At 70.4% G+C, this 291-nt stretch carries 1 protein-coding gene; it reads right to left on the reverse strand.

What is annotated here, in order from left to right; translation table 11 throughout:
* Positions 1-291 (reverse strand): terminase gpA endonuclease subunit (locus tag QSJ95_RS32680; protein ID WP_285647907.1); only part of this gene is annotated, 291 nt, incomplete at both ends.

The raw sequence follows: 291 nt of genomic DNA on the forward strand, positions 1-291 counted from the left end.
GCTCTCGGCCTCCACCTCGTCGGAATAGTGGCCGCCGGCGTCCCAGCACCAGCGCATGACGCCCATCGGCACGCCGTCGGCGCGGGTGAACTGCCGGTGAATCTCCAGCCCGACCTTGCGCCGCAGTTCCTCGCTGCCGGGATCGCCGTAGAGCACGAAGCGATGCACCAGCCAGGCCTCCTCGCCCAGGCCAAAGGCCCAGACGCGGCCCTCGTAGCGGTCGTCCTGGGTGTCGATACCGCCCATCAGGACCAGCGCCTGCGGCGGCACCTTCGGGAAGTTCTCGCGGCG

Origin of the sequence: Pseudomonas sp. NBRC 100443, from assembly GCF_030268185.1 — a bacterium.
Lineage (GTDB): Bacteria > Pseudomonadota > Gammaproteobacteria > Pseudomonadales > Pseudomonadaceae > Pseudomonas > Pseudomonas citronellolis.